We start from the raw sequence: 20,586 nt of genomic DNA, 5'->3' as shown, positions 1-20,586 counted from the left end.
CTTAAATGATTCTCCTGCCGGATACAAAAAAGAAGCCCGGCGAGAGACTCGCCGGGCTTCATCTGTAAAATCAGTAAATTAGTTGTTTACTGGGATGACCGCGCCTTTGTACCTGGTGCGGATCCAGTCCTGAATCTCTTTCGAGTGCAGCACGTTCACCAGCGCAACGATATCTTTCTTCTTCTCGTCACCGCGATGCACGGTAATGATGTTGGCGTACGGGTTGTTTTCACCGCTCTCTACCGCAATCGGGTCGTGAACCGGATCCAGACCCGCGTCAATCGCGTAGTTGGCGTTAATCACCACCGCATCGCCTTCGTTGTTGTTGTACATCTGCGGCAGCAGAGAGGCTTCCACGTTCGGCGTGAACTTCAGCTTTTTAGGGTTCTCAACGATGTCGCTGATGCGCGCGGTCACTTTATCGATGCCCGGCTTCAGCTTGATCACGCCCTCTTTCTCGAAAATGGAGAGAATACGCCCCTCTTCAGAAACCGCGTCACGCATGATGATCTTGCCGCCTTCAGGCAGGTCTTTCAGAGACTTGTATTTTTTTGAGTAGATGCCGATTGGCTCAATGTGGATCGCGCCCGCACTGACGAAATCGTAGTCTTTATCGCCCGCATGATCCTTCAGCACGCTGTTCAGGTAAGGAATGTGCTGGAAATAGTTCGCGTCGATGTCATGACCCGCCAGCGCGGTGTTCGGCAGAATGTAGTCCTGGAACGGTTTGATCTCCAGGTCGATACCCTGCTTCGCCAGAATTGGCTTTGCCTGCTCCAGAATTTCGGCGTGCGGCGTGTTGGATGCGCCCACGGTCAGGGTGTCGGCCCAGGAAGCGAAGCTCAGGGCGCTCAGGGTTGCGGCGGCGATCAGTGTCAGTGTTTTTTTCATGATGTGGTTCCTGTGTGTATTTATTAGCGTTTATCTAACAGTGAAGTAATGACATCGCCGCAGAACTGGATAATGAAAACGATGATCAGAATGGTCACCGTTGCCACCAGCGTGACGTCACCATGGTTGCGCTGGAATCCTTCCAGATAAGCCAGATTTCCCAAACCGCCGGCGCCAATCACCCCCGCCATTGCGCTGTAGCTCACCAGCGCAATGAGCGTCACCGTAATACCCGATACCAGTGCGGGTGATGATTCCGGCAGTAAAACCCGAAACACTAACGTGCTCAGTCGTGCGCCCATCGAGCGCGTTGCTTCGATGACGCCTTTATCCACTTCACGCAGGGCGATCTCCACCAGGCGTGCGTAGAACGGTGCCGCGCCCACAATCAGCGCCGGCAGCGCCGCGTTGGCGCCAAGAATGGTGCCGACGACGGTCTTGGTGAACGGGATCAGCAGGACAATCAAAATGATGAACGGAATAGAGCGGAACACGTTCACCACAATCGAAATCACGCTGTAAACCGTGCGGTTGTGGAACAGCCCGCCGCGTGCGGTTAAAAACAGCGCCAGCCCCAGCACGATGCCCAGCACAAAGGTCGCCACGCCGGACAGCGCGGTCATGTACAGCGTCTCCAGCGTCGCCGCCCAGAGCTGATCCCACTTGAGATGCGGAAAGAGATTCTCAGCCATGTTTAATCACCTCGCCTTCAATATCGCTGTGCTGCAGGTCGGCGAGGATATTGTTCAGTTGTTCATCGGATGCCACGACATGTACCCAGAGCTGACCAAACACACCGTGGGCGGTTTGCGTCATTTTCCCGTGCAGGATGTTAAACGGCAGGCCGTAGCGCAGGGTCAGTTCACCCACAATCGGCTTATGGGTGCTGTGCCCGGTAAAGGTCAGCCTGATGACCGTGCCTTCCAGATCCTTTGCCAGTTCGGTATTGAAAGTTTCCTCTTCGGCGTACTGGCTCACCTGGCGGACAAACTGCTGCGTAATCGGCTGCTGCGGATGGGTAAAGACGCTCAGCACGTCGCCTTCTTCAACCACTTTACCGTTCTCCATCACCGCCACGCGGTCGCAGATTTTGCGCACTACGTGCATCTCGTGGGTGATCAGCACGATGGTCAGCCTGAAGCGGCGGTTAATATCCAGCAGCAGATCGAGGATCTGATCGGTGGTCTGCGGGTCGAGCGCGGACGTGGCTTCATCGCAGAGCAGCACGTCAGGGCTGTTCGCCAAAGCGCGCGCAATACCCACGCGCTGCTTTTGCCCGCCGCTCAGCTGGGACGGGTACGCATTCTCGCGCCCCTTCAGGCCGACCAGCTCCACCAGCTCGGCGACGCGCGCCTTGATGCTGGCTTTTGGCACACCGGCGATTTGCATCGAGAAAGCGATGTTCTCGCTCACCGTGCGCGACCACAGCAGGTTGAAGTGCTGGAACACCATGCTGATTTTCAGGCGCGCCTGGCGCAGCGCTTCACCCTTTGCCGCAGAGATATCCTGCCCGTTAATGGTGACGCTTCCGGCGCTGGGTTTTTCCAGACCGTTCAGCAGACGAATCAGCGTGCTTTTCCCGGCCCCGCTGTAGCCAATAATTCCGTAAATCTGTCCTTGCTCTATCGTCAAGTTGACGTTATCAACGGCAGTCAGCGCGACCTTTCCGTTGTCAAAAACCTTCGAAATATTCCTGAGTACGATCATTCTTATTCTTTATCCGTTTCGCGCATGGCTGTTTAGCAGTATGGATGTCCAAACGATAGTAAACAGGCGTTATCAGCTTTCAAATGAACAAAAAAGAATGTGTTATAACTTTCGGAAATAAACAGCGGATTTACAGGGTGGGAAGCATTTAGACCAATTTCAGCAATGATTATCTGCCGGATGCATATCTGCTGGCAGACCCCCGCTAAAAACGGTCATTTTTGCAGCATTTCATCCCGATATAGCCATCCCCACATCCAGACAACTTTACGTCTTGCTGTCCTGACATCCAAAAATGGCATTTATATTCCGTTCTGTTCTAAAAGGCAGTGAATGGTTCTTTATTGCGAAAATTTCGCCGCTCTATCATCCCGTCATGACATCCAGAAAGGAAAACATCATGACGATTTACCACTCCGTCACTGAACTGATTGGCCGTACCCCGCTTATCCAGCTGCACAAGCTTGATACCGGCCCCTGCTCGCTGTTCCTGAAGCTGGAAAACCAGAATCCGGGCGGCTCTATTAAGGATCGCGTTGCGCTGTCGATGATTAACGAAGCGGAGCGTACCGGCCAGCTGCAGCCGGGCGGCACGATTATTGAGGCGACGGCGGGGAATACCGGTCTCGGCCTGGCCCTGATTGCCGCCCAGAAAGGCTACTCGCTGATCCTGGTGGTGCCGGACAAAATGAGCCGCGAGAAGATTTTCCACCTGCGCGCGCTGGGTGCCCAGGTGGTGCTGACCCGCTCCGACGTCAACAAGGGCCATCCCGCCTATTACCAGGATTACGCCCAGCGCCTGGCCAACGAGCTGCCCGGCGCGTTTTACATCGACCAGTTCAATAACGAGGCCAACCCGCTGGCGCACCGCACCACCACGGCACCGGAACTGTACGAGCAGCTTGACGGCCAGATCGACGCCATCGTGGTGGGCGTCGGCTCAGGCGGTACCCTGGGCGGCCTGCAGGCGTGGTTCGCCGAGCACTCTCCGCACACGGAGTTCGTCCTGGCAGACCCGGCCGGATCGGTTCTGGCCGACCAGGTGGAAACCGGACGCTATCACGACGCGGGCTCCTGGCTGGTTGAAGGTATTGGCGAAGACTTTATTCCGCCGCTGGCCCACATCGAAGGGGTGAATCGCGCCTGGCGCATCACCGACCGAGAGGCCTTCACCACCGCGCGCGACCTGCTGAAAACGGAAGGCATTCTGGCGGGCTCTTCCAGCGGCACGCTGCTGGCGGCCGCGCTGAAATATTGCCAGGCGCAGACCACACCGAAACGCGTGGTGACCTTCGCCTGCGACAGCGGCAATAAGTATCTCTCGAAGATGTTCAACGACGACTGGATGCGACAGCAGGGGCTCATCACGCGTCCTCAGGCCGGCGATCTCTCCGACTATATCGCCCTGCGCCACGATGAAGGCGCCACCGTTACCGCCGCCCCGGATGACACGCTTTCCACCGTTCTGGCACGCATGCGTCTGTATGACATCTCCCAGCTGCCGGTGCTTGAGAACGGCAAGGTGGTGGGCATTATTGACGAGTGGGACCTCCTGCGGCATATCGGCGGCGACGGCGACCGCTTCGCGCTTCCGGTGACGGCAGCCATGACGCGTCAGGTGGAGTTCCTTGATAAACACGCCCCGGAAAGCGCCCTGAACGCCATCTTCGACCGCGGTCTGGTGGCCGTGATTAATGACAACGACCGTTTTCTCGGTCTGATTACGCGCAGCGACGTTCTGACCGCCTGGCGCAACCGTCTTCAGCAATAAAGGAATCGATGATGAAAAACCTGGCTACCCTGAGCGTACACAGCGGCGAGTTCAACGACCAGCACGGCGCCGTCATGCCGCCGATTTACGCCACCTCGACGTTTGCGCAACCGTCACCCGGCGAGCATACCGGCTATGAATATTCCCGCAGCGGCAACCCTACACGCCATGCGCTGGAAACCGCCATCGCCGAACTGGAAGGCGGCACGCGCGGCTACGCCTTCGCCTCCGGTCTGGCGGCCATCTCCACGGTGCTCGAACTGCTGGATAAAGACAGCCATATTGTCGCCATTGATGACGTTTACGGCGGGACGTACCGCCTGATTGAAAACGTGCGCAAGCGCAGCACCGGCCTGCAGGTCAGCTGGGTTAAACCGGACGACTTAGCCGCTCTTGAGGACGTCATCCGCCCGCATACCCGCATGGTGTGGGTCGAAACGCCAACCAATCCGCTGCTGAAGCTGGCGGATCTGGCGGCCATTGCGGCGATCGCCCGCCGTCATAACGTCATCAGCGTGGCGGATAACACCTTCGCGTCGCCGGTGATCCACCGTCCGCTGGAGTCGGGTTTCGATATCGTGGTGCACTCCGCCACCAAATACCTGAACGGCCACTCTGACGTGGTGGCCGGGCTGGCGATTGTCGGGGACAACAGGGAACTGGCGGATAAGCTGGGCTATCTGCAAAACGCGGTAGGCGGCGTACTGGATCCGTTCAGCAGCTTCCTGACGCTGCGCGGTATTCGCACGCTGGCGTTGAGGGTAGAAAAGCACAGCACCAACGCGCTGGCGATTGCGCAATGGCTGGATCAGCACCCTCTGGTCGAAAAAGTGTTCTATCCCGGCCTGGAATCGCATCCGCAATATCAGCTTGCCCGCACGCAGATGGCCCTGCCCGGTGGGATGATTTCCGTCGTGGTAAAAGGCGATGCGCAACGCGCCACCGAGGTGATTCGCAACCTGAAGTTGTTCACCCTCGCGGAAAGCCTCGGCGGTGTGGAAAGTCTGGTGAGCCAGCCTTACAGCATGACGCACGCCTCGATTCCGCTGGAGCAACGCCTGGCAAACGGCATTGTGCCGCAGCTTATCCGTCTGTCAGTCGGGATTGAAGATCCGAAAGACCTGATTGCCGATCTCAGCCAGGCGCTGCAAAAATAAGCAAAACGCGGCAGGTCAATCGCCTGCCGTCATAAGTTGTCATCATGGCTTAACGCCTTGATAACAATATTATGTGAAACTGCACAGATTATTTCTGAAACACCGTTTCCATTTTCCTTTTATCTTAAAATCAGCGTATAATGCGCGCCTAATCCCTGGTGAATGGTTTCAGCGCTTGGAATACAAAAAACAACGTACAACTTCTCCCCTCCTTCGTTGGGCTGTCACTCAGGCACACTTTCTTCTGCACGCTCATTTGATGTCTCCTATCCTTAGTGCGTGTCATATACTCTTTTGCAACACAGGTTTGAATCCGCGGCGGTGCGCCCCCGGAGCGAGATTTCCATATCCTTCCCAACTTAAAGACTAAGACTGTCATGAAAAAGACGAAAATTGTTTGTACTATCGGCCCGAAAACCGAATCTGAAGAGATGCTGACCAAAATGCTGGACGCCGGCATGAACGTGATGCGTCTGAACTTCTCCCACGGTGATTACGCAGAACACGGCCAGCGTATCCAGAACTTGCGCAACGTGATGAGCAAGACCGGTAAAAAAGCTGCCATCCTGCTGGACACCAAAGGTCCAGAAATCCGTACCATCAAACTGGAAGGCGGTAACGACGTCTCTCTGAAAGCGGGCCAGACCTTCACCTTCACCACCGACAAATCCGTTGTCGGCAACAGCGAAATCGTTGCAGTGACCTACGAAGGCTTCACCAACGACCTGTCCGTCGGTAACACCGTGCTGGTAGACGATGGTCTGATCGGTATGGAAGTCACCGCTATCGAAGGCAACAAGGTTATCTGTAAAGTGCTGAACAACGGCGACCTGGGCGAAAACAAAGGCGTTAACCTGCCGGGCGTTTCTATCGCGCTGCCTGCGCTGGCTGAAAAAGACAAACAGGACCTGATCTTCGGTTGCGAACAAGGCGTTGACTTTGTTGCGGCCTCCTTCATCCGTAAGCGCTCAGACGTGGTTGAAATCCGCGAGCACCTGAAAGCGCACGGCGGCGAGAAGATCCAGATCATCTCCAAAATTGAAAACCAGGAAGGCCTGAACAACTTCGACGAAATCCTCGAAGCGTCTGACGGCATTATGGTTGCTCGCGGCGACCTGGGCGTTGAAATCCCGGTTGAAGAAGTGATCTTCGCGCAGAAGATGATGATCGAGAAATGTGTACGCGCGCGTAAAGTGGTTATCACCGCAACGCAGATGCTGGACTCCATGATCAAAAACCCGCGCCCAACCCGCGCTGAAGCAGGCGACGTGGCAAACGCCATCCTCGACGGTACTGATGCGGTTATGCTGTCCGGCGAATCCGCGAAGGGTAAATACCCGCTGGAAGCGGTGACCATCATGGCTACCATCTGCGAACGTACCGACCGCGTAATGAAAAGCCGTCTGGACTACAACAACGACAGCCGCAAGCTGCGCATCACCGAAGCGGTATGCCGCGGTGCGGTAGAAACGGCTGAGAAACTGGAAGCACCACTGATCGTGGTTGCCACCCAGGGCGGTAAATCAGCTCGCGCGGTGCGTAAATACTTCCCGGATGCAACTATCCTGGCGCTGACTACCAACGAAACCACAGCTCGTCAGCTGGTGCTGAGCAAAGGCGTGATCCCTCACCTGGTGAAAGAGATCGCGTCTACGGATGATTTCTACCGTCTGGGTAAAGAAGTAGCTCTGGAGCTGGTGGATCGCGGTCTGGCACAGAAAGGTGACGTTGTGGTCATGGTTTCTGGCGCACTGGTACCAAGCGGCACAACCAATACCGCATCTGTTCACGTGCTGTAATAATTCCCGAACCAATTAATTTGGATAAAAAGCGCCCTCCGGGCGCTTTTTTTATTCCTCGTATTAGCCAAAGTCATTCAAAATGCAAATCGGGTTTTTCTATTTAATTGCGATTTATCTAAGATGAATCCGATGATAAATGCCTTTTTTTCCTTAGATTTTTGCCCGAAAAGGGCTGATTCGATGCTTCTTTGAGCGAACGATCAAAAATAGGTGTATTCCCATCAAAAAAATATTCTCAACCCAAAAAACTTTGTGTAATACTTGTAACGCTACATGGAGATTAACTCAATCTAGAGGGTATTAATAATGAATCGTACTAAACTGGTACTGGGCGCGGTAATCCTGGGTTCTACTCTGCTGGCTGGTTGCTCCAGCAACGCTAAAATCGATCAGCTGTCTTCTGACGTTCAGACTCTGAACGCTAAAGTTGACCAGCTGAGCAACGACGTGAACGCAATGCGTTCCGACGTTCAGGCTGCTAAAGACGACGCAGCTCGCGCTAACCAGCGTCTGGACAACCAGGCTACTAAATACCGTAAGTAATAGTACCTGTTAATAAAATGGCGCACATTGTGCGCCATTTTTTTTGCCTGAGTCAAACGGCTACTGCGTCACCTTCTCCCCTTCATCTTCCGCTACCGCAGCAGACACCCGGCTGTTCTGCACCGACAATACGCTATTGCTGGCTGACGGACCGCTTCCCGACGACACGATAACCGGGATGCCCGCACGACGTGCCAGGGCTTTCTCAATCAGCGCCTTATCGCTTCCCGCCTGAGAAACAAAAGTCGCAAAGTCCGCGGAATGGGCAATTGGCGAGACCTGCGGATTTTCCCCCTCAACCTGCGCCAGCGGACGGTGGACCTCAATATAGCGTTTACCATCCGGCTCCACGGAGAATTTCACGGGTTCATTGATAATCTGTACCCGCGTGCCAACCCGCACCTGTTCGAACAGCGCTTTGATATCCGGGGCGTTCATCCGCATACAGCCGGAGCTGACCCGCAGGCCAACGCTGTCCGGCGCGCTGGTACCGTGGATAAGATATTCCCCATTGCCCACGCCCAGACGCAGTGCGAAGCGTCCCAGCGGGTTATTTGGCCCGGCAGGCACCACCGGAGGCAATTTAATGCCCTGCTCCAGAGAGCGTGCTCTGATGCCCGGCGTGGGTGTCCAGGTGGGATTCGGGATCTTCTGGCTCACCCGCGTGGTCGTCACCGGCGTTTCCAGCCCCAGCTGTCCGATGCCGAGCGGAAAAACCTGAACGATGTTCTCTCCCGGCGGGAAGTAGTACAGCCGAAGCTCTGCGAGATTCACCACAATCCCCTCGCGCGGCGTGTCCGGCAGCAGCATCTGCGACGGAATGGTAATGACGGTTCCCGGCGCAGGGTTTACCGGCGCAATGGTATTGTTCGTTTCCAGGATCACCTGCGCCGCGGTATTAAACCGGCGGGCGATGGTCTGCAGCTTATTATCCCCTTCCTGTATCGTGTAGGTTTGATTTTGCCCAATCAGGCGGCTGCCTGCGGGCGGCAACGGATAGTCCATCGCGCGGGCCGAATTAAGTGCGCCGAGCGAACTGAGGAGTAATAGAGTTATTAGAGACGCGCGCTTCATGCTGAGATTCCTTATTCACTGGCAGGACGCCAGAAAGCTGAAAAACCAGCGAGGCGGGAACCACCTCGCGAAACAGAATGAATGCTGTTCTGTAAGTCTAGCTAAGGATTGCAGCTTTGGCGCGGATCGCGCGAATCATCGCTTCCAGTCCCTGGGAACGAGACGGGGTGAGGTGTTGGGTCAGGGCCATTTTTTCAAACCACGGGCGGACATCAAACGCGACAATATCCTGCGCCGACATCCGGTGGTAAAGAATAAAGACGACCGCAATAAGCCCTTTTACAATGGCCGCATCGCTGTCGCCGTGCAGTGCTATCGTGCCGTCGTCAGACTGTTCCATCACAATCCACACCTGGCTCTGACAGCCCTGAATACTGTTTTCCGGGTTATGCGCCTCTTCACCGAGCGGCGGCAGACGCTGCCCCAGCTCGATGATATAAAGGTACTTCTCTTCCCAGTTTGCGCAACGCCCAAAGTTGCGCAGCAATTTGTCTCTGTCCGGCAGTTCTGCCATCTTTTGCCTCTCCGTTAGCCCAGCAGCTGATGAATGCGCTTAAGCCCCGCCACCAGCCTGTCGACCTCTTCCGTTGTGTTGTACATCACCAGCGACGCGCGGCACATTGCCGGCACCTGGTAAAACGCCATCAGCGGCATGGCGCAGTGGTGCCCGGTACGGACCGCCAAGCCGTAGTTATCGAGGAAACTGCCCACATCATAGGCGTGATGTTTCCCGAGATTGAACGCGATCACCCCTTGCCGGTCGGCAGGCCCGTAGAGGGTCAGATCCGGCACGCTGGCAAGCTCGGCAAGCGCATAGTGCATCAGCAGCTGTTCGTACTCCTGAATGCTATCAAGGCCGATTGCGGAGACGTAGGAAACCGCCGCCCCCAGCCCGATAATCCCGCCGGTGTTGGGCGTACCCGCCTCAAAACGCCACGGCGCGCGCGCGTAGGTGGTGCCTTCCGTCAGGCTGACTGTGGCGATCATCGAGCCGCCCCCTTCCCATGGCGGCATCGCCTGCAGAATGTCTTCCTTCACGTAGAGCACGCCGATCCCGGTCGGCCCATAGAGCTTGTGGCCTGAGAAGACGTAGAAATCGCAGTCCAGCGCCTGAACGTCAACCGCGTGGTGCATTACCGCCTGGGCGCCGTCAATCAGCACCTTCGCGCCGGCCTGATGGGCTTTTTCGACAATCTCTGCCACCGGGTTTTCAGTCCCGAGCACGTTAGAGACCTGGGTGACCGCCACCAGCCGCGTGCGGTCATCCAGCAATGCGTCGAGCTGCTCTAGCTGCAGCGTCCCGTCAACGTTGAGCGGAATGACCCGCAATTGCGCGCCAACGCGCTCGCAGAGCATCTGCCACGGCACGATATTGGCGTGGTGCTCCATCTGGGTGATGATGATGTTATCCCCCGCGTGGACCTGCGCGTTGCCCCAGCTGTTAGCGACAAGGTTGATTCCTTCGGTGGTTCCGCGCACGAAGACCAGCTCCTCAGGTGATTTTGCATTGAGGAAGGCGGCAATTTGCGTGCGCACGTTTTCCATACGCTGGGTCGCCTCGGCGCTCAGGGTATGAATACCGCGATGCACGGCGGCGTAGCCGTGGCGATAAAACTCGGCTTCCGCATCCACGACCGGGTTCGGCTTCTGCGCGCTGGCCGCGCTGTCCAGATAGGCCAGAGGAAGACCGTTCACTTCACGGGTCAGAACCGGAAAATCTGCCCGTACTTTCTCGACGGGAAAACTCATGCTTCGCCTCCAGGCAGGCGCTTACCGATACGCGCCAGCACCTGCTGTTTTAACTGACCATCTTGCAGCGCTTCCGTCAGTTCGGCGGCAAACGCGTAGATAATCATTTTCTGCGCCGCCTGCTGGTCGATGCCGCGGGAACGCAGGTAGAACATCTGCTCGTCGTCGATCCGCCCGACCGTTGCACCGTGGCTGCACTTCACGTCGTCGGCGTAGATCTCCAGCTGCGGTTTGGTGTCCACCTCCGCCAGGCGCCCTAACAGCAGATTGTTGTTGGTCATCTGCCCGTCGGTTTTAATGGCGTGCTGCGCCACGTTAATCAGGCCGTTAAACACCGCGCGACCTCTGTCACTCACGATAGTTTTGTGCAGCTGGCGGCTGTTGCAGTAGCCCTTGTTGTGCTCCAGCCAGGTGCGCGTGTCGCACACCTCTGATTTAACCGGCATCGCCAGACTGTTGATGCGCAGCGTGGTATTTTCACCGTTAAGCTGCGTGCTGGTATTGTGACGCAGCACAGACCCGCCGAGCAGGAAGCTGTGGCTGTAGGCTGCGGCATCTTGCCCAAGTAAAATGTCGTTATGGGCAAAGTGGTGGCTCTGCGGGTTCTCGAACGCCAGCTTGACGTGGTGAAGCTGGGCATTGGCCGCCACATTCATCGTCAAACGCGAGCCGGTAAAATGGCGCGTCTCGTTGAGGCTGACGTAATGTTCAATCACCGTGGCCTCAGCCCCCTCCGCCAGCTCAAGATGGTGGCGATAGTGCGCGGTGTTGATTTCGTCGCCGTCCAGACCCTGGGTGATGTGCATCAGCAGCAGCGGCTTTGCCGGACGCTGGTTACGCTTCACGCCGATATGCGTCACGCTGCGGGCCAGGCTCTCGGTCAGGTGCAGGAACACCTCAGGCTGAACCGGGGCGCTCAGGCTCTGGCGATCGTCGTTTATCTCAATATCAAATCCGCTCCCCTGAAGGGCGTCGCTCAGTTCCGGACGGAACTCACCGTCGACAAACACCAGGCGCACGGCATCAACATGCAATGCCAGCGCGTCGCGCTGCGCCGGAGTGAGATCCGCCAGGCGGGTCACGAACTCGGCGTTCAGCAGGCCATCAAGCGGGGTGTATTTCCAGTTCTCGTGCTTACGCGTCGGCAGGCCGAGACGCAGCATCTGCTGAAGATGCTGCTGCGCCTGCTCGGAGCGCGTGCCGCCCTGGGCTTCAAACAGCCGGTGCCACTGCTGGAGCGCATTACTGCTGTTCGGTAAGCCAGCCATAACCCTGCTCCTCCAGTTGTTTAACCAGCGTGAAATCTCCGGATTTCACAATACGCCCCTGGTAAAGCACATGGACGTAATCCGGCTTGATGTAGTCCAGAATGCGCTGGTAGTGGGTGACGATAATGAATGAACGCTTGCCGTCGCGCAGGGAGTTCACCCCGTCAGCGACAATCTTCAGGGCGTCGATATCCAGACCGGAGTCGGTCTCATCCAGAATGCACAGCTCGGGCTCCAGAACGGCCATCTGCAGAATGTCATTACGCTTTTTCTCGCCGCCGGAAAAACCGACGTTCACCGAGCGGGTGAGCAAATCTTCCGGCATTTTCAGCAGCTTGATTTTCTCTTCCATTAAATCCTGGAAGTCGAAGCGGTCGAGCGCCTCCAGCCCCCGGTATTTTCGCACCGCGTTGAGCGCGGTTTGCAGGAAGAACTGGTTGCTGACGCCCGGAATTTCAACCGGGTACTGGAAGGCCATAAAGATGCCCTCTCCCGCGCGATCTTCCGGTGACATTTCCAGCAGATCTTTGCCGTTGAACTCGACCGAGCCGTGGGTCACCTCATAATCTTCGCGCCCCGCCAGCGTCGCGGAAAGCGTACTTTTCCCGGAACCGTTCGGCCCCATGATAGCGTGGACTTCCCCCGGCTTGACGTCAAAATTGAGGCCACGCAGGATGGCTTTGTCTTCTACGCTGACCTGTAAATCTTTAATGCTTAACATGTGCTTTCCTTAACCGACGCTGTGTTCAAGACTAATGGCGAGGAGTTTCTGGGCTTCAACGGCAAATTCCAGCGGCAGTTCAGAGAACACATCCTTACAGAAGCCGTTAACGATCATCGAGATGGCGTCTTCTTCGCTGATCCCCCGCTGCAGGCAATAGAAGAGCTGATCTTCCCCAATCCGCGACGTCGTCGCCTCGTGCTCAAGCTGGGCCGTATTATTACGGCACTCAACGTACGGGAAGGTGTGCGCCCCGCAGTCTGCGCCAATCAGCATCGAATCACACTGGGTAAAGTTTCGCGCATTGGTGGCCGTCGGCATGATTTTCACCAGCCCGCGATAGCTGTTCTGGCTGTGCCCGGCGGAGATGCCTTTCGAGATAATGGTCGACCTGGTGTTTTTACCTATGTGGATCATCTTGGTGCCGGTATCGGCCTGCTGGTGGCCGCTGGTCAGCGCCACGGAGTAAAACTCACCGATGGAGTTATCCCCGCGCAGGATGCAGCTCGGGTATTTCCAGGTGATGGCCGAGCCGGTTTCAGACTGGGTCCACGACATCTTGCTGTTTTCGCCTTCGCACAGCGCGCGCTTGGTGACGAAGTTCAGGATACCGCCGGTATTGCCGTCGCCCGGGAACCAGTTTTGCACCGTGGAGTATTTCACCTCGGCGTCTTTATGGATGATGACCTCCACCACCGCCGCGTGCAGCTGATAGCTGTCGCGGACCGGGGCGGAGCACCCTTCGATGTAGCTGACGTAGCTGCCTTCATCCGCGACCAGAATCGTGCGTTCGAACTGGCCGGTTTTTTCGGCATTAATACGGAAATAGGTGGATAGCTCCATCGGACAGCGCACGCCTTTCGGTACGTAAATAAAGGTACCGTCCGAGGCCACCGCCGCGTTAAGAGCCGCAAAGAAGTTATCGTTTGAAGGCACCACGGTCCCAATGTACTTTTTCACCAGTTCCGGATGATCGTGAATCGCTTCGCCGAAGGAGCAGAAAATGATCCCCTGCTCTGCCAGCTTCTCGCGGTAGGTGGTGGCCACCGAGACGGAGTCGAAAATGGCGTCTACCGCCACCTCTTTCCCTTCGCGAACGGGCACGCCAAGCTGGTTAAAGGCCTCTTCCACCTCTTTGCTGAGGAAGCTGTTTTCAGCGCCAGTTTGCTGCACCGCGCCGGGCTGCGAGGCGCAGGTATCGTCACAGCTGCCGCAGGAGGGCGCAGAATAGTAGCTGTAATCCTGATAGTTTAGCTTGTCGTAGTGCGCTTTCAGCCAGTGCGGCTCTTCCATCTCCAGCCAGGCACGGAAGGCGCTCAGACGGAACTCCAGCATCCACTCGGGCTCGTTGCGTTTCGCCGAGATCGCCCGCACGACATCTTCGTTAATGCCTTTCGCCAGCTCATCTGTCTGGAGCTGGGTGAAGAACCCCTCTTTATAGTTGAGGTGCCCACCGCTCCAGGTATTTACATCACTCGTTGCTTCAGTATTACGAGACATAGTACCGCCTATACCCCAAAGCTTTCGCCACAGCCGCATTCGTTCTGGGCTTTCGGGTTATGAAATTTGAATAACTGGTTTAAGCCTTCGCGGACGTAGTCCACTTCGGTGCCGTCGATAAAGGGCATAGCCTGCAGCGCAACGTACAGCTTCGCGCCGTCTGTCTCGAACACCAGGTCATCTTTCTCAGGTTCGGTGACGGTGTCGAGCACGTAGCCGAAACCTGCGCAGCCGGTCTGTTTGACACCCAGGCGCACGCCGAGGATCTCGGGCTTTTTCGCCACCAGCTCGTGAATATGTGCCGCCGCCGCTGGCGTGAGCGTTAAGCCGCGCCAGGCGAAATCGGCAGGATTAAAGGTTTCTGAATGCAGTTCCATAGGTCCACCTCATCTGATAAGCCATCAGGGCATAACACCATGTTAGTGATAACGATTATCACTTCAACCCTCTGTCAGCAGGGGCATTCGGCTAAAGCGCCCTTTTTGCCTGGTTTTATTAAGCATAGACCCTGTGAGAGGATGCAGTCAGGATGGATGTATTTGTTCAATGCATTGATTAATAATGCATTTCGTCGCGGCATTCATAACGAAGAGAAGAAAAGTAAAATATGCATCGGAAATGCCTATTTTTGAGATAGATTTTGCACAGAAAATGACAAAAACAAAAAAGGCCCTTAAGGCCTCTTAATACTCAATGATGAAATGCGACAGCAAATCCCTGTTCACGCCAGTGGTCAAGCTGTTCCTGCTGGCGAGGCGTTGGGGATTTCCCCGTCCAGACGAAGATTTTTTGCCCGGGGAACAGTTCAGGACGCGGCGAATCGATGGGTTCCGCCAGGACGTCAATGTGCCAGCCCTTCTGCGCCAGGCGCGCGGCTTCCAGCCACAGGTGGGTGCGGTCATCGCATTCCCAGCCAATCAACAGTGCGTCTTTACCGGCTTTCTTGCGGGACTCCGCCAGGCTTGCAATCGCGAATTCAATCAGAACTCCGTCTAACAGGCTTGCCATGTGACGCACGGTATTTTGGTCCTGGTTCATGCGCTGACGGACGGGAGAAATAATATTGTCAATCAGCGCGTCTATCGCGTGATCGCGGCGGAACTCGCCAATTTTGGCACGCAGCTTTGCCGGGCTGGCGTAACGCAGAACGGTCATCATCTCTTCCTGGAATGAAGCCCAGTTGCCCTGCGTCAAAACTTCTTTGTTTTCCAGCAAGGCTTTGACTTTTCCGACCGAGACGCCGCTTTTCATCAGGCGTTTGATCTCTTCGATACGCAGGATATCTTCATCGTCAAACTGACGATGGCCCCCTTCGCTGCGCTGCGGCTTCAACAATCCATAACGGCGCTGCCAGGCACGCAGCGTAACGGGGTTGATACCGCATCGTTCGGCCACTTCGCCGATACTGTAATAGGCCATTAACTCCCTCACGCTCAGAACTTCCATACCTAACTGCACCAACTTTATCAGATTGTACACACTATTTGTATAACTAAGACCGCATTTTGAACCGGTGAACGGGGTTCTTTTCCATCCACCTGTTAATACATTGTTGTATAAAATTTGCCGTTCGTACAGTTAACTCTGCCGGATTGTGTACAGCTTTATCAGAATTCGAATTTTTTCTCCGGCCAAGCAATCGCGGGAATACCGCCGTGTCGCGGGCTGGCAAAAAGATGCCCCTGGAACTGGGATATTCCCGCTGACTCCAGCCACATCCACTCTTCAGCCTTCTCTACCCCCACCGCGCAGAACTGGATCTCAAGCGAGGCACAGCATTTGATAATCGCCTGGATAATGGCCTGTCGGGGACCACTTTTGTGCACGTTTGCGACCAGATCGCGATTAATCTTAATTCTGTCCGGCTGGAACTGAGCCAGCAGCTGTAACCCGGCAAATCCGGCACCAAAGTGATCGATCGTCACGCTGATGCCCGCGCTTTTTAACTGCCTGACCGAATCCGTGAATTCATCGAATCGGGAAATGGCTTCGCTCTCGGTAAACTCCACCACAATTTGCTCGGGTACAAACCCATTTTCTTCAATGGCGGTGAGCAGGAAATCCACGGCGTTGGGAATGTTGACCAGCGTCATCGGCAGCAGGTTAAGGGATAACGTCTGGTCCTGTAGCCCCAGCGCGCTGGCCATTGAGAGCGCAACCTGCTTGCTTTGTAAATCCGAGGCATACACGTCGTCACGCGGCAGACTGGCGAAGTAAACTCCCGGCGCGCCGCCGTCAGGCGTGCGGAGAAGCGCCTCCCAGGAGACGACCTGCTGCATAAACGGATCGACTATCGGCTGGAACGCGAAGCTGCAATCCGCCCCTTTCGCGACCACCTCGGGCTGCGCGGACAAGCGCGTCTCTTCGCGCACAAATTCCCAGGAATCCGCAGGGGGCAGTTCAAAATAGTTCGCTTTTTCCGTGGCCTCGACAAAGGTGCGGAAAAACTGCAGCGGGCGGTCGTTGTACGTCAGCTGATAGCGCGTCGTCCCCCTGTTGAGCACCTCTTGCAGCACCTCGTCCCTGTCGAAGTGTCGCAAATCAAAAAGCTCCATGCCCACGTTGCCAAAACGACGGACAGGTCCGTGATCGCGCATCAGCTCCACTACGTTGTGGTGGCGAGGGTCGTTGCAAATCTGCTCATAGATGGCAGAAACGTGTTCCACTGGCCCTTCAAGCAGCTGAAAAAAATGTGTGCCATTAAACAGCAGGATCCCCGTGATATTGGATTGCTGGTTTTTACTATTTGCAGCAGCAACCATGACTTCCAGCGCTTTCACTGGTACGTCCTCGCAGATATGACTGCGGTAAATGATGGTGGTGAGCATGCGATTCCTGGGGTTAGGGGTTTGGCCACAAAAGAGGTGGATAAGGTTCATTTATAGCACATTAATTGCCTGACAAATAATTTACATCTCAACCGTTTACGGCAATTTAAGAAACGTTTTTCCTGGCTGTACAACTTAACAGCCCTCGACCATTTTGTACAATATATCCTGTAATATCACCTCTCCACCACACAAACACAACTAACTGAATATAAAGAACTTTATAAAATATATCGAAGAAACATTAAAAATCTGTACATTTTTAATGTACAGATTTGGAAATTATGTATACCTTAAATGTAACGTTACTGATTACAAAATTTTACAGGAGCGAAACATGCAGCAGAAAGGTTACGTCGCAGATTCCGCAGCAGCAATCGCACAGTACTTCGAAAAAGCCGTGCTTCCTACCCAGCAGGAGACGCTGGGCCAGGTGGTTGTTGAAATTCTCAGCGACGGGCGAAATCTGAATCGCAAATCGCTTTGTACAAAATTGCTCAGCCGCCTCGAAAAGGCCGATGGCCCGGAAGAGGAAGAGCATTACCACAAGCTGCTTGGTCTGCTCTTCGAACGGTAAGGATATGAAGAGCAGTAACGCAGACAAACTGATCGACACGCTTATCGGTGAAGCCGTTCTCTCTCTTTTGAAAGAGCGGGGACCGGTAACAACCGAAGGATTGCTTCAGCGTCTGCGGATCATGAAAGAACATGAAAAGGATCCCCGGCGGCGGGAGACACTTGCGGTGGTGATTGCCGAGATCGGCTCAAACAGCACCGCCTTTACACGTCGCAGAACCGCGCAAGGACGAACGAAAAGAGAGGGACCTCTCAACGATAACCGGGACAATGTTGTGCCGTTGTTTGGAAGTGGAAAACCGTCCGATCCAAAGAAAATACATTGACTGCAATTAACAGCTACGGTGAGAACAAATGAGACAAAATATTCAGCTTCAACCCGAATATCATTCTGCTTTTTTAGACAGTGCGCTGTCGGAATACTTCCGTCACGCAGGCGATCGTTTTGCTGAAGAGTCCGCTGTTTTTTCTACTGCAGTACGCTGTGTTCTGGCCTCCGAAGGTCATCTGTCCAATAAAGCGATTATCCTCTGGCTCATTCAGACGCTGGAAGCCACTCACGACGTGGTTCAGGCGGATGTGATTCGCAAGACGCTGGAAATTGTCGTGGGCTACACCATGGACGACCTGTAAATTCACGGCCATTAATCCTGCTTTCGTGTCATCGTCAAAACTGACGAATGTTTTGACGATGACACGCGCCTTCCCCGCTTAACACCCTGTTAAACCAGCAAAGCCAACCTGGCACGGTTCCTGCTTACCTCTGCTTACGGGACTGGGTTTTCCAGTCAACTTTGCTTCATTTCTTAACAGGTCTGTTATTGATGAAAAAGATCGCCAGCGTCTGCCCCTACTGCGGTGCAGGCTGTAAATTAAACCTTGTCGTTGAAAATAACCGTATCATCCGTGCCGAAGCCGCAGAAGGCGTCACAAACCAGGGCACCCTGTGTCTGAAAGGCTTTTACGGCTGGGACTTCCTCAACGATACCCGTCTGCTCACCCCGCGACTGACCCAGCCGATGATCCGCTACCATAAAGGCGAGGCATTCACCCCCGTTACCTGGCAAGAGGCTATCCGCTACACCGCGCACAAACTCAGCAGCATTAAAGCTCAGCACGGGCCGCGGTCGATCATGACCACCGGATCCTCTCGCGGAACCGGCAATGAAACAAACTATGTGATGCAAAAATTTGCCCGCGCGGTGCTAAACACCAACAACGTGGACTGCTGTGCGCGCGTCTGTCACGGCCCTTCCGTGGCCGGTTTACAGGAGACGCTCGGCAACGGCGCGATGAGCAACTCAATCAACGATATTGAAAACTCAAAATGCCTGCTGGTGTTTGGCTATAACTGCGCGGACTCCCACCCCATCGTCGCCCGGCGCGTGCTGAAAGCGCGTGAAAACGGCGCAAAAATTATCGTCTGCGATCCGCGGCGCATTGAAACGGCGCGCATTGCCGACCAGCATCTGCAGCTGAAAAACGGCAGCAACATGGCGCTGGTAAACGCCTTTGGCTACGTGCTGCTGGAAGAGGAGCTCTACGACAAAAGCTACGTGGCGCGCTTTACCGAGGGGCTTGAGGCCTATCGCCAGACGGTGAAAGACTATGCGCCAGAGACAGTTGAGCATCTTACCGGCATTCCCGCCCGCGACGTTCGCCAGGCGATGCGCACCTTCGCGGCGGCACCTTCCGCCACCGTGATGTGGGGGATGGGCGTGACCCAGTTTGGTCAGGCCGTGGATGTGGTCAAAGGGCTTTCCAGCCTGGCGCTGCTGACCGGCAACCTCGGCCGCCCTGCCGTCGGCGTCGGGCCGGTACGCGGACAAAACAACGTTCAGGGCGCCTGCGATATGGGCGTTCTGCCGAATATGTTCCCGGGCTATCAGGATGTGACCGATCCGGCGGTCAGGCAGAAGTTTGCCGATGCCTGGGGAATTGACGTCAATAAAACGGACGATCGGGTCGGAACGCGCATTACCGAGGTGCCCCATCTGGCGCTGGAAGGCAAGGTCAAGGCCTACTACATCATGGGGGAAGATCCGCTTCAGACCGAAGCCGATCTCGGTCTCGTTCGCAGCGGTTTTGAGGCGCTCGACTTTGTGGTGGTTCAGGACATCTTTATGACCAAAACGGCAGAAGTGGCGGACGTCCTGCTTCCTGCCACCTCCTGGGGTGAACACGGCGGCGTCTTTACCTGTGCCGATCGCGGGTTCCAGCGTTTTGGCAAAGCCATTGAGGCCAGCGGCAACGTGAAGCGCGACTGGGAAATCATCAGCCTGCTCGCCACTGAGATGGGCTACCCGATGCATTATGACGATAACCAGCAGATCTGGGATGAGATGCGCGAGCTGTGCCCGCTCTTCTACGGCGTGACGTATGAAAAAATGGGCGAGATGGGCCACGTGCAGTGGCCGTGCCCGACGCTGGATCATCCGGGAACGCCTTACCTGTATAAAGACAATCAGTTCGACACCCCAACCGGTAAAGGGCAGCTCTTTGCCGCCCCGTGGCGCGCGCCGGCGGAAACTCCGGACGCGGATTTCCCGCTGGTGCTGTGTACGGTTCGTGAAGTGGGACACTACTCCTGCCGCTCGATGACCGGGAACTGCGCCGCGCTGCAAAGCCTGGCCGATGAGCCGGGCCGGGTGCAAATGAACCCAGCCGATGCGGAAAAGCTGGGCATCGCGGAGGGCCAGCTGGTCTGGGTGCGTTCGCGTCGCGGCAAAGTGATTACCCGCGCCAGCATTAGCGAGCGTATCAACGCCGGGGCGGTCTACATGACCTATCAATGGTGGATTGGCGCCTGCAACGAGCTAACCCAGGATAATCTCGATCCCATCTCCAAAACGCCGGAAACGAAGTACTGCGCGGTGCAGCTTGAGGCGATTGAGGACCAGCGCTGGGCGGAGGATTTTGCGGCGTCTGCGTATCAGTCCATGAAGTCGCGGCTGATCAACGCCGTCAATGTCTGAGGAAAATATCGGGTGGCGTCACCG

The 20,586-nt window shown here is 55.7% G+C and carries 21 protein-coding genes; 9 read left to right on the top strand and 12 right to left on the bottom strand.

Annotated elements, in window-relative coordinates; all coding sequences use genetic code 11:
- Positions 1-78: 78 nt before the first annotated feature.
- From WM95_RS10625 to WM95_RS10615, 3 genes are read right to left on the bottom strand one after another with little or no spacing between them, the layout of a single operon-like run.
- Positions 79-891, bottom strand: a complete 813-nt coding sequence (locus tag WM95_RS10625; protein ID WP_045401416.1) for a MetQ/NlpA family ABC transporter substrate-binding protein — start codon at positions 889-891, stop codon at positions 79-81.
- 23 nt (positions 892-914) lie between these two features.
- On the bottom strand, positions 915-1,583 hold the full coding sequence (locus WM95_RS10620) for a methionine ABC transporter permease (RefSeq protein WP_008500617.1): 669 nt from the start codon (positions 1,581-1,583) through the stop codon (positions 915-917).
- Complete coding sequence (locus WM95_RS10615; protein WP_045353797.1) at positions 1,576-2,598, bottom strand: methionine ABC transporter ATP-binding protein; 1,023 nt, start codon at positions 2,596-2,598, stop codon at positions 1,576-1,578. The genes WM95_RS10620 and WM95_RS10615 overlap by 8 nt, the downstream gene beginning before the upstream one ends.
- Positions 2,599-2,998: 400 nt before the next feature.
- On the opposite strand from WM95_RS10615, the gene WM95_RS10610 reads away from it, so the two are divergent.
- From WM95_RS10610 to lpp, 5 genes are all read left to right on the top strand, one after another.
- Positions 2,999-4,369, top strand: a complete 1,371-nt coding sequence (locus WM95_RS10610) for a pyridoxal-phosphate dependent enzyme (RefSeq protein ID WP_063409551.1) — start codon at positions 2,999-3,001, stop codon at positions 4,367-4,369.
- A gap of 11 nt (positions 4,370-4,380) precedes the next feature.
- Complete coding sequence (locus WM95_RS10605; RefSeq protein ID WP_063409550.1) at positions 4,381-5,526, top strand: trans-sulfuration enzyme family protein; 1,146 nt, start codon at positions 4,381-4,383, stop codon at positions 5,524-5,526.
- 73 nt (positions 5,527-5,599) lie between these two features.
- A complete protein-coding gene (gene ynhH, locus WM95_RS27845; protein WP_431621788.1) occupies positions 5,600-5,896 on the top strand; it encodes a protein YnhH in 297 nt (98 codons plus the stop codon).
- A 7-nt stretch (positions 5,897-5,903) separates the two neighbouring features.
- Positions 5,904-7,325 (top strand): pyruvate kinase PykF, encoded by a 1,422-nt coding sequence (gene pykF, locus WM95_RS10600; protein ID WP_023311333.1) that lies wholly within the window; start codon positions 5,904-5,906, stop codon positions 7,323-7,325.
- A gap of 309 nt (positions 7,326-7,634) precedes the next feature.
- The gene (lpp, locus tag WM95_RS10595) at positions 7,635-7,871 is read left to right on the top strand and encodes a murein lipoprotein Lpp (RefSeq protein WP_001082307.1); all 237 of its coding nucleotides are present in this window, start codon (positions 7,635-7,637) and stop codon (positions 7,869-7,871) included.
- Positions 7,872-7,931: 60 nt separating this feature from the next.
- On the opposite strand, the gene ldtE is transcribed toward lpp, so the two are convergent.
- The 9 genes from ldtE to WM95_RS10545 all read right to left on the bottom strand — a co-directional run bounded on the left by ldtE (position 7,932) and on the right by WM95_RS10545 (position 17,011).
- Positions 7,932-8,945 (bottom strand): L,D-transpeptidase LdtE, encoded by a 1,014-nt coding sequence (gene ldtE / locus WM95_RS10590; RefSeq protein WP_063409549.1) that lies wholly within the window; start codon positions 8,943-8,945, stop codon positions 7,932-7,934.
- A 97-nt stretch (positions 8,946-9,042) separates the two neighbouring features.
- Positions 9,043-9,459 carry a cysteine desulfuration protein SufE gene (gene sufE, locus WM95_RS10585; RefSeq protein WP_023311331.1) on the bottom strand — a complete coding sequence of 139 codons (417 nt, stop codon included), beginning with the start codon at positions 9,457-9,459 and terminating at the stop codon, positions 9,043-9,045.
- 14 nt (positions 9,460-9,473) lie between these two features.
- A complete protein-coding gene (gene sufS, locus WM95_RS10580) occupies positions 9,474-10,694 on the bottom strand; it encodes a cysteine desulfurase SufS (RefSeq protein ID WP_063409548.1) in 1,221 nt (406 codons plus the stop codon).
- Complete coding sequence (sufD, locus tag WM95_RS10575; protein WP_063409547.1) at positions 10,691-11,962, bottom strand: Fe-S cluster assembly protein SufD; 1,272 nt, start codon at positions 11,960-11,962, stop codon at positions 10,691-10,693. Before sufD ends, sufS begins: the two co-directional genes overlap by 4 nt.
- Positions 11,937-12,683, bottom strand: coding sequence for a Fe-S cluster assembly ATPase SufC (gene sufC, locus WM95_RS10570; protein ID WP_014831592.1), 747 nt, complete (start codon positions 12,681-12,683; stop codon positions 11,937-11,939). The genes sufD and sufC overlap by 26 nt, the downstream gene beginning before the upstream one ends.
- A 9-nt stretch (positions 12,684-12,692) precedes the next feature.
- On the bottom strand, positions 12,693-14,183 hold the full coding sequence (sufB, locus tag WM95_RS10565) for a Fe-S cluster assembly protein SufB (RefSeq protein ID WP_023311328.1): 1,491 nt from the start codon (positions 14,181-14,183) through the stop codon (positions 12,693-12,695).
- Between the two features lie 8 nt (positions 14,184-14,191).
- Positions 14,192-14,560 (bottom strand): Fe-S cluster assembly scaffold SufA, encoded by a 369-nt coding sequence (gene sufA / locus WM95_RS10560; RefSeq protein ID WP_008500631.1) that lies wholly within the window; start codon positions 14,558-14,560, stop codon positions 14,192-14,194.
- A 313-nt stretch (positions 14,561-14,873) separates the two neighbouring features.
- Complete coding sequence (locus tag WM95_RS10550; RefSeq protein ID WP_088544766.1) at positions 14,874-15,602, bottom strand: MerR family transcriptional regulator; 729 nt, start codon at positions 15,600-15,602, stop codon at positions 14,874-14,876.
- 188 nt (positions 15,603-15,790) lie between these two features.
- The gene (locus WM95_RS10545) at positions 15,791-17,011 is read right to left on the bottom strand and encodes a diguanylate phosphodiesterase (RefSeq protein ID WP_059446643.1); all 1,221 of its coding nucleotides are present in this window, start codon (positions 17,009-17,011) and stop codon (positions 15,791-15,793) included.
- Between the two features lie 337 nt (positions 17,012-17,348).
- Between WM95_RS10545 and ycgZ the strand changes: the two genes are divergently transcribed.
- The 4 genes from ycgZ (at position 17,349) to fdhF (ending at position 20,562) form a co-directional block, all read left to right on the top strand.
- The gene (gene ycgZ, locus WM95_RS10540; protein ID WP_023311324.1) at positions 17,349-17,588 is read left to right on the top strand and encodes a regulatory protein YcgZ; all 240 of its coding nucleotides are present in this window, start codon (positions 17,349-17,351) and stop codon (positions 17,586-17,588) included.
- Positions 17,589-17,592: 4 nt separating this feature from the next.
- Entirely contained in the window at positions 17,593-17,913 is a 321-nt protein-coding gene (locus tag WM95_RS10535; RefSeq protein WP_059446642.1) for a hypothetical protein, read from the top strand.
- 28 nt (positions 17,914-17,941) lie between these two features.
- Complete coding sequence (locus WM95_RS10530) at positions 17,942-18,220, top strand: biofilm/acid-resistance regulator YmgB/AriR (RefSeq protein WP_023311323.1); 279 nt, start codon at positions 17,942-17,944, stop codon at positions 18,218-18,220.
- Positions 18,221-18,411: 191 nt separating this feature from the next.
- Positions 18,412-20,562, top strand: a complete 2,151-nt coding sequence (gene fdhF, locus WM95_RS10525; protein WP_063409545.1) for a formate dehydrogenase subunit alpha — start codon at positions 18,412-18,414, stop codon at positions 20,560-20,562.
- Positions 20,563-20,586 lie beyond the last annotated feature (24 nt).

The sequence above is a fragment of the Enterobacter cloacae complex sp. ECNIH7 genome, from assembly GCF_002208095.1.
GTDB classification, from domain to species: domain Bacteria; phylum Pseudomonadota; class Gammaproteobacteria; order Enterobacterales; family Enterobacteriaceae; genus Enterobacter; species Enterobacter cloacae_M.
Note: the sequence above shows the minus strand (reverse complement) of the source record. Positions and strands in the feature narration are given on the sequence as shown.

Coding starts and splice junctions, on each gene's coding strand:
- WM95_RS10625 (WP_045401416.1), bottom strand. CDS start 891: ATGAAAAAAACACTGACACTGATCGCCGCCGCAACCCTGAGCGCCCTG.
- WM95_RS10530 (WP_023311323.1), top strand. CDS start 17,942: ATGAGACAAAATATTCAGCTTCAACCCGAATATCATTCTGCTTTTTTA.
- WM95_RS10545 (WP_059446643.1), bottom strand. CDS start 17,011: ATGCTCACCACCATCATTTACCGCAGTCATATCTGCGAGGACGTACCA.
- fdhF (WP_063409545.1), top strand. CDS start 18,412: ATGAAAAAGATCGCCAGCGTCTGCCCCTACTGCGGTGCAGGCTGTAAA.
- sufD (WP_063409547.1), bottom strand. CDS start 11,962: ATGGCTGGCTTACCGAACAGCAGTAATGCGCTCCAGCAGTGGCACCGG.
- sufA (WP_008500631.1), bottom strand. CDS start 14,560: ATGGAACTGCATTCAGAAACCTTTAATCCTGCCGATTTCGCCTGGCGC.
- WM95_RS10620 (WP_008500617.1), bottom strand. CDS start 1,583: ATGGCTGAGAATCTCTTTCCGCATCTCAAGTGGGATCAGCTCTGGGCG.
- WM95_RS10610 (WP_063409551.1), top strand. CDS start 2,999: ATGACGATTTACCACTCCGTCACTGAACTGATTGGCCGTACCCCGCTT.
- ldtE (WP_063409549.1), bottom strand. CDS start 8,945: ATGAAGCGCGCGTCTCTAATAACTCTATTACTCCTCAGTTCGCTCGGC.
- pykF (WP_023311333.1), top strand. CDS start 5,904: ATGAAAAAGACGAAAATTGTTTGTACTATCGGCCCGAAAACCGAATCT.
- WM95_RS10550 (WP_088544766.1), bottom strand. CDS start 15,602: ATGGCCTATTACAGTATCGGCGAAGTGGCCGAACGATGCGGTATCAAC.
- sufS (WP_063409548.1), bottom strand. CDS start 10,694: ATGAGTTTTCCCGTCGAGAAAGTACGGGCAGATTTTCCGGTTCTGACC.
- sufB (WP_023311328.1), bottom strand. CDS start 14,183: ATGTCTCGTAATACTGAAGCAACGAGTGATGTAAATACCTGGAGCGGT.
- sufE (WP_023311331.1), bottom strand. CDS start 9,459: ATGGCAGAACTGCCGGACAGAGACAAATTGCTGCGCAACTTTGGGCGT.
- WM95_RS10605 (WP_063409550.1), top strand. CDS start 4,381: ATGAAAAACCTGGCTACCCTGAGCGTACACAGCGGCGAGTTCAACGAC.
- WM95_RS10615 (WP_045353797.1), bottom strand. CDS start 2,598: ATGATCGTACTCAGGAATATTTCGAAGGTTTTTGACAACGGAAAGGTC.
- sufC (WP_014831592.1), bottom strand. CDS start 12,683: ATGTTAAGCATTAAAGATTTACAGGTCAGCGTAGAAGACAAAGCCATC.
- WM95_RS10535 (WP_059446642.1), top strand. CDS start 17,593: ATGAAGAGCAGTAACGCAGACAAACTGATCGACACGCTTATCGGTGAA.
- ycgZ (WP_023311324.1), top strand. CDS start 17,349: ATGCAGCAGAAAGGTTACGTCGCAGATTCCGCAGCAGCAATCGCACAG.
- lpp (WP_001082307.1), top strand. CDS start 7,635: ATGAATCGTACTAAACTGGTACTGGGCGCGGTAATCCTGGGTTCTACT.